The sequence below is a fragment of the Pseudomonas sp. P4_C8 genome (assembly GCF_056401975.1).
Map to the genome: position 1 here is coordinate 34,591 of NZ_JBFUIH010000049.1, position 6,415 is coordinate 41,005.

Consider the following 6,415-nt stretch of genomic DNA (forward strand, 5'->3'; position numbering starts at 1 on the left):
GGATCTGAGATGACTGACCAACAGAACACTGCAGCTAGCGAAGAAGAAACCGCACCGCAATTCTCCTTGCAGCGCATCTACGTACGTGACTTGTCTTTCGAAGCCCCGAAAAGCCCGGCGATTTTCCGCCAGCAGTGGGAGCCGAGCGTCGGTCTGGATCTGAACACCCGTCAAAAGACCCTGGAAGGCGACTTCCACGAAGTCGTGCTGACCTTGTCCGTGACCGTGAAGAACGGTGACGAAGTGGCATTCATCGCTGAAGTGCAACAGGCCGGGATCTTCCTGATCAAGAACCTGGACGACGCGTCGATGAGCCACACCCTCGGCGCGTTCTGCCCGAACATCCTGTTCCCGTACGCTCGCGAAACCCTGGACAGCCTGGTCACCCGTGGCTCGTTCCCGGCCCTGATGCTGGCACCGGTGAACTTCGACGCGCTGTACGCACAAGAGCTGCAACGCATGCAGGCGGCTGGCGAGACTCCGACCGTTCAATAAAAGCTTCGTTTGCTCCATGAAAAAAGCGCCTCTGAAGGCGCTTTTTTCATGGAGCAAACGAAACCTGTAGGAGCTGGCTTGCCAGCGAAGGGGCCATCACACTCAACCTCTGTGCTGGCTGTTACACCGCTTTCGCTGGCAAGCCAGCTCCTACAAGGACGGCGGTGTTATTTGAAGTCGTTTTGGCGCCAGGCCTCGTACACGGCGACGGCCACGGTGTTCGACAGGTTCAGGCTGCGGCAGCCTTCACGCATCGGCAAGCGCAGTCGTTGTTCGCCGGGCAGGGCGTCGAGCACTTCAGCTGGCAGGCCTCGGCTTTCCGGGCCGAACAGGAAGGCGTCGCCCTCGGCGAAACTGGCATCGTGGAACGGTCGCGAGCCCTTGGTGGTGAAGGCGAATAACCGGGGATGGCCAAGACTCTCCAGACAACTGGCGAGATCGGCGTGGCGTTGCAGGGTGGCATACTCGTGGTAATCGAGGCCGGCCCGGCGCAGACGTTTGTCGTCCATCTCGAAGCCCAGCGGCTCGATCAAATGCAGGTGGCAGCCACTGTTGGCGCACAGCCTGATAACGTTGCCGGTATTCGGTGGAATTTCTGGTTGAAAAAGGATGACGTGAAACATGCACGGCTCCGAAGGTAAAGATGACGGGCATTCTACGCCGCCAAAGGATCCCCGTTCGAAACTATTCCCGCGAGTGCTCGGTTCGTTGGCGATTGTCGGGATGATGGTGGGGCTGATGATCGGTCGCCTGACCGCGCCCGATCCGACAGTTTTGCAGCAGGTCGAGGCCACCAGCGACGGGCTGGTAGTGTGGTTCAACAACGAACCCAAGAACCATGGCGAGTTTGTGGACGGTAGCCTCGCATTACTGTTCGAGGCCGAAGGCCCGGCGCAGAAAGGTCAGCTCAAGCTCAACGACAAGAGCGTCAACTGGCGGGTGCGTTTGAGTGATGGGGGGTTGTTGCTGTCGGTGGTGGCAGCCCGACCACTGCAAGGCGAATGGGCCGGTAGTGAGGTCGATGATCGCTGGCGGCTGGAGATCCATCTCCGGGAGCAATAAAAGAGGGAATCCCCGGCCTGCCTGTACCAAGGTTCCCAAAACGGCGTGGCTCGCGCATTGCGTCGTGAGCCCGGTGTAAAGAAGGAACCCCTGACCTGCCTGTATCAAGGGCCCCAAAACAGGGTGGGCTCGTCGCGTAAGCGGTGTGAGCCCGATGTAAAGAGGGGAATCCCCGGCCTGCCTGTACCAAGGTCCCCGAAACCGGGTAGTGAACTGAATCACTGAATGGACTATTGCAGGCGGCGTGCCAGGTTTTAACAAATTGGTACAGAAAATCGCTTTAAAACGCCAAAAGCCCCGTATTCAGGGGCTTTCGTGTTTTTTCAGCTGGGTTCGATTGCGAAAAAATGCGGGGTTGTGAATCAGTCTTTGTGCGCGATTGCGGTTCACGGTGCATTGCCACGGTGCATGAGGCCCCATAAAGCATCGCGGGCAAGCCTTGCTCCTACAGGTCATGCGCAATGTCAAAATTGGCATATGACCTGTAGGAGCAAGGCTTGCCCGCGATTGGATGTAACTGTCAGTGAAGAACTGCAGGCTGCTTAACCCTCATCTCCCTCATCATCATCCCCGCCATCCACTTTCATCCCCAATTCCTTGATCTTGCGTGTCAGGGTGTTACGCCCCCAACCCAGCAAGACCGCAGCATCGCGGCGACGGCCGGCGGTGTGTTTGAGGGCGGTCTCGATCATGATCCGCTCGAAGGCCGGCACAGCGGTGTCCAGCAGGCTCGACTGACCACGTGCCAACGCTTGATCGGCCCACTGGCGCAGCGCTTGTTCCCAGTTAGTCACCGGTGCCGAGTCCTGCGGCAGGCTCAGTAACTCTGGCGGCAGGTCGCTGATGTGCACTTCGCGACCCGAAGCCATCACCGTGATCCAGCGGCAGGTGTTCTCCAGCTGGCGCACGTTGCCGCCCCACGGCAGGTTCTTCAGGTATTCCTCGGTTTCGCTTTTCAGCAGCTTCGGCTCGACCGCCAGTTCCTGCGCAGCGCGGCTGAGGAAGTGCTTGGCCAGGGTCGGGATGTCTTCGCGACGGTCCGACAGGCGCGGGATGTGAATGCGGATCACGTTGAGGCGGTGGAACAAGTCTTCACGGAATTTCCCGGCGTGTACCAGGGTTTCCAGGTTCTGGTGCGTTGCGGCGATGATTCGCACATCGACCTTCACCGGCACATGACCGCCAACGCGATAGAACTCGCCGTCGGCCAGTACTCGCAGCAAGCGGGTTTGCGTATCGGCCGGCATGTCGCCGATTTCATCGAGGAACAGCGTGCCGCCGTCTGCCTGTTCGAAACGTCCGCGACGCAGGTTGGCCGCGCCGGTGAACGCGCCTTTCTCGTGGCCGAACAGCTCGGATTCCATCAGGTCTTTTGGAATCGCCGCCATGTTCAGTGCGATGAACGGCGAGGCCGCCCGTGGGCTGTGACGGTGCAGGGCGTGGGCCACCAGCTCTTTACCGGTCCCGGATTCGCCATTGATCAGCACGGTAATGTTGGAGTGGCTCAAGCGCCCGATGGCGCGAAACACTTCCTGCATCGCCGGTGCTTCACCGATGATTTCTGGCGTACGGGTCAGGGCGACCGGGACTTCCAGGCCTTGCTGCTCCTGGGCGTGCTGGTTGGCGCGCTTGACCAGAGAGACCGCTTCATCGACGTCGAACGGCTTGGGCAGGTATTCAAACGCGCCACCCTGATAGGACGCGACAGCGCTGTCCAGGTCGGAGTGAGCCGTCATGATGATGACCGGCAGCCTCGGGTGCTGTTCGCGAATCCGTGCCAGAAGTTCCAGGCCGCTGGCGCCGGGCATGCGGATGTCAGAGATGATCACGTCTGGCTGCTGGCGCGCCAGGCGGCTCATCACGCCATCGGCACTGTCGAAGCTTTGCGTGGTCATGCCTTCCTGCTGCAAGGCTTTTTCCAGGACCCAACGGATAGAACGGTCGTCATCGACGATCCACACGGTTTCACTACGGCTCATGTCGATGTGGCTCCTTGTTCCAGTGGCAGAAAGATCGAGAAAGTGGTGTGGCCTGGGTGGCTGTCACATTCGATCAAGCCCTGGTGCTGGCTGATGATGTTCTGGGTAATGGCCAGGCCCAGCCCGGTACCGTCCGGACGACCACTGACCATGGGAAAGAAAATGGTTTCCTGAAGTTCTGCGGGAATGCCCGGACCGTTGTCGATGATTTCGATCTTGGTCACCAGGCGATGGCGCACGTGGCCGATGGTGAATTGGCGCAAGGCGCGGGTACGCAGGCTGATGCGACCCAGGCGCAGTTCGTTCTGGCTGCTGATGGCCTGCATCGCATTGCGCACGATGTTCAGCACCGCCTGAATCATTTGTTCGCGGTCGATCAGCACGTCAGGAATGCTGGGGTCGTAGTCGCGCACCAAGGTGATGCAGCCCTGGCTTTCCGCTGACACCAGTTGGCAGACACGCTCCAGCACCTCATGGATATTGCACATGGCCAGCGACGGCAACTTGTTCGAGCCGAGCATGCGGTCGACGAGGTTTCGCAGGCGGTCGGCTTCTTCAATGATCACGTTGGTGTAATCGCGCAGGCTTTCTTCCGGCAGTTCGCGGGCGAGCAATTGTGCGGCGCCGCGAATCCCGCCCAGTGGGTTCTTGATTTCGTGGGCCAGACCGCGCACCAGCATCTTGCTGGTTTCCTGCTTCGACAACTGTGCCTCTTCCTTGGTGATCCGCAGCAAGCGGTCACGGGGATGGACTTCCAGCAACAGCATCGTGCCGCCATTGGCCAGGATCGGCGTTACCGCGTAGTCGACGGTCAGGGTCTGGCCGGTGAGAGCGGTGAGCATCGCTTCGCGCTTGGTGAACGGGTGCGCCTGCTCGACTGCCTGGCGCAGGGAGTTCAGCGCTTCGGTGGATTCGGTGAACAATTCGCTGATGAACTGCCCATGGCTACGCTGACCGCTGATGGCCAGCAACATTTCCGCCGCCGGGTTCATGTACTCAAGGCGCAATTCGGCGTTGAGCAGGATGGTGGCGGTGGTCAGGTTGTCGAGTAGTAGTCGATGCAGTGCGTCGCTAATGGTCATCAGGACCTCTTTTGGAGCAGGGCATGTGCGTGAATAACGCGCCGATACGAGGAAAATGCAAAAACCAAACCAAGGCTCCGAAAAGAAGCGTTTAAGGCCTGAAACGGACGTTTGACGCTCGTTTGCGTGGCGTTCTGCCAGTTTTCGCGGGTACTTTCGAACCAAAATGGGTTGCGATATGGGTACGGTGCAACCTATTGCACCAATGTAGTGCGTAAAGCTGAACGGCGTTAGAACAAACGCAAGAAAGGATTTATTTCTTCTTTCGGTTTGTCTGTGAGCGGGCATTCCGGCCGTTTGCCGTAGTCGACGAGGGCGCAGGGTTTGACCTGGCGTTTTTGCGCGAGGGATGTGCGCAGCATATGGAACGGCTGATTGGCGGTGCGTTCGACGGTGCGGCCTTGCTCGTCGAGGATTTCAACGGACAGGTTGTGACTGCCACGGTCGATGTTGCTCAGGGGGAACACCGGACTGAGGCCGGGGTCGGCGGTGGGTTGGCCGTCGAGCAGAAGTCGGTAGCGATGGCCCGGTTGCAGGCGGGGTTCGTTGGTGACGCTGACGATGATTTCGCCGGCATTACTGCGGATCGTCGCGTCCGGCTCCGGCACCAGTATGCGAAGCAAGTCGTAGTGGAACAGCGGTTGTTCTTCGGGCGGGTTCGCGGCAATCAGCGGCTTCGTAGCGGTGGGCTGGGCAGTCATGCGATTGCTGTTAGCCAGCGGCACACGTTTGGCATTGCCATGCTGCGGCTGGTCGGTGAAGGCGCGATTGCCCTGAGCATCGACATAGGTGAATACCTCGGCCGACACAGGGAAGGCGATCAAGTAGGCGATCAGCAGCCATAGCCTCATGGCTTGTGCACCCTTTGCACGGTGAACGTCACGGTGGGACTTTGCTGAAGGACGTTCTCTCCATTGATCACCTGCACCGCCAGGCTATGTTCGCCGCGGTCGACGTTCACCAGCTGCAGGATCGGCACATTGCTCGACTGCCCGTAGGGTTGGCCATCCAGCAGCAATCGCAACAGGTGCGGCGCTTGCAGGCGCGGCTTGATCAGGACGCTGACGGTGAAGGTGCCGTTATTGGCACGCAGGGCCTCACCGGTGGGCAGGCCGGTCAGCTGCAGCGCCTCATAGGCACTGTGCGGCGGCTCATTGCTGGTGCTTTCGGAAGAGGGAGCGGGAGGGGTTGGGGGTGCCACGCTATTCAGCGGCGGCAATTCAACCGGCTGGGCCGTGACGCCGTCGGGTGGTTGATTGCTGTAGGCGGTATTGCCGTCGGCGTCGGTGTATTTATAAATCTGCGCTGCGGCGGGCAGGGCGATCAGCAGCAACATCAAAAGCAAACCACGACCCATAAAATCGACCGGAAACGAAAGCGTTGGGGTGCAGCATAGGTCAGGGGCGGTGATTGACCCAAGCCGTTAACATTTGTGAATGATTTACTGATTTCTCTCCGACACCACAAACCCTGTGGGAGCGAGCCTGCTCGCGAAAGCAATTTATCATTCAACATTGATACTGACTGGCACGACGCTTTCGCGAGCAGGCTGATCTGGTCCAGTAATTTTGGACATTGTTTTCGGTTCTCACGCCGCCATCTTTTCTGCCGCTACCGGCGAGTGGTAACCGTTGTAGCTGTGGCGCCTTACATTGTTGTAGCGCGCCACATATCGGTTGATATCTACTCGGGCCTCATATTCCGAGTGGTAGCCCTCTTCAGGCACCCACTCGGACTTCAAGCTGCCAAAAAAACGCTCCATCGGGGCGTTATCCCAACATTGGCCTTTTCGACTCA

At 59.2% G+C, this 6,415-nt stretch carries 8 protein-coding genes; 2 read left to right on the top strand and 6 right to left on the bottom strand.

Annotated features, from left to right (window positions below):
* The first annotated feature begins 9 nt into the window (after positions 1-9).
* Positions 10-495, top strand: coding sequence for a protein-export chaperone SecB (gene secB / locus AC1DWM_RS24930; protein ID WP_223518842.1), 486 nt, complete (start codon positions 10-12; stop codon positions 493-495).
* A 167-nt stretch (positions 496-662) separates the two neighbouring features.
* On the opposite strand, the gene trmL is transcribed toward secB, so the two are convergent.
* Positions 663-1,118 carry a tRNA (uridine(34)/cytosine(34)/5-carboxymethylaminomethyluridine(34)-2'-O)-methyltransferase TrmL gene (gene trmL, locus AC1DWM_RS24935; RefSeq protein WP_223518844.1) on the bottom strand — a complete coding sequence of 152 codons (456 nt, stop codon included), beginning with the start codon at positions 1,116-1,118 and terminating at the stop codon, positions 663-665.
* Between trmL and AC1DWM_RS24940 the strand changes: the two genes are divergently transcribed.
* Positions 1,117-1,557 carry a hypothetical protein gene (locus AC1DWM_RS24940; protein ID WP_477796399.1) on the top strand — a complete coding sequence of 147 codons (441 nt, stop codon included), beginning with the start codon at positions 1,117-1,119 and terminating at the stop codon, positions 1,555-1,557. The genes trmL and AC1DWM_RS24940 overlap by 2 nt on opposite strands.
* Positions 1,558-2,099: 542 nt before the next feature.
* On the opposite strand, the gene ntrC is transcribed toward AC1DWM_RS24940, so the two are convergent.
* The 5 genes from ntrC to AC1DWM_RS24965 form a co-directional block, all read right to left on the bottom strand.
* Positions 2,100-3,536 (bottom strand): nitrogen regulation protein NR(I), encoded by a 1,437-nt coding sequence (ntrC, locus tag AC1DWM_RS24945; protein WP_223518847.1) that lies wholly within the window; start codon positions 3,534-3,536, stop codon positions 2,100-2,102.
* A complete protein-coding gene (gene glnL / locus AC1DWM_RS24950) occupies positions 3,533-4,618 on the bottom strand; it encodes a nitrogen regulation protein NR(II) (RefSeq protein ID WP_477796400.1) in 1,086 nt (361 codons plus the stop codon). Before glnL ends, ntrC begins: the two co-directional genes overlap by 4 nt.
* A gap of 230 nt (positions 4,619-4,848) precedes the next feature.
* Positions 4,849-5,469, bottom strand: a complete 621-nt coding sequence (locus AC1DWM_RS24955; protein ID WP_477796401.1) for a DUF4124 domain-containing protein — start codon at positions 5,467-5,469, stop codon at positions 4,849-4,851.
* Positions 5,466-5,975 (bottom strand): DUF4124 domain-containing protein, encoded by a 510-nt coding sequence (locus AC1DWM_RS24960; protein ID WP_477796402.1) that lies wholly within the window; start codon positions 5,973-5,975, stop codon positions 5,466-5,468. The genes AC1DWM_RS24955 and AC1DWM_RS24960 overlap by 4 nt, the downstream gene beginning before the upstream one ends.
* A gap of 231 nt (positions 5,976-6,206) precedes the next feature.
* Positions 6,207-6,415 (bottom strand): integrase core domain-containing protein (locus AC1DWM_RS24965; protein ID WP_477794915.1); only part of this gene is annotated, 209 nt, incomplete at its 5' end.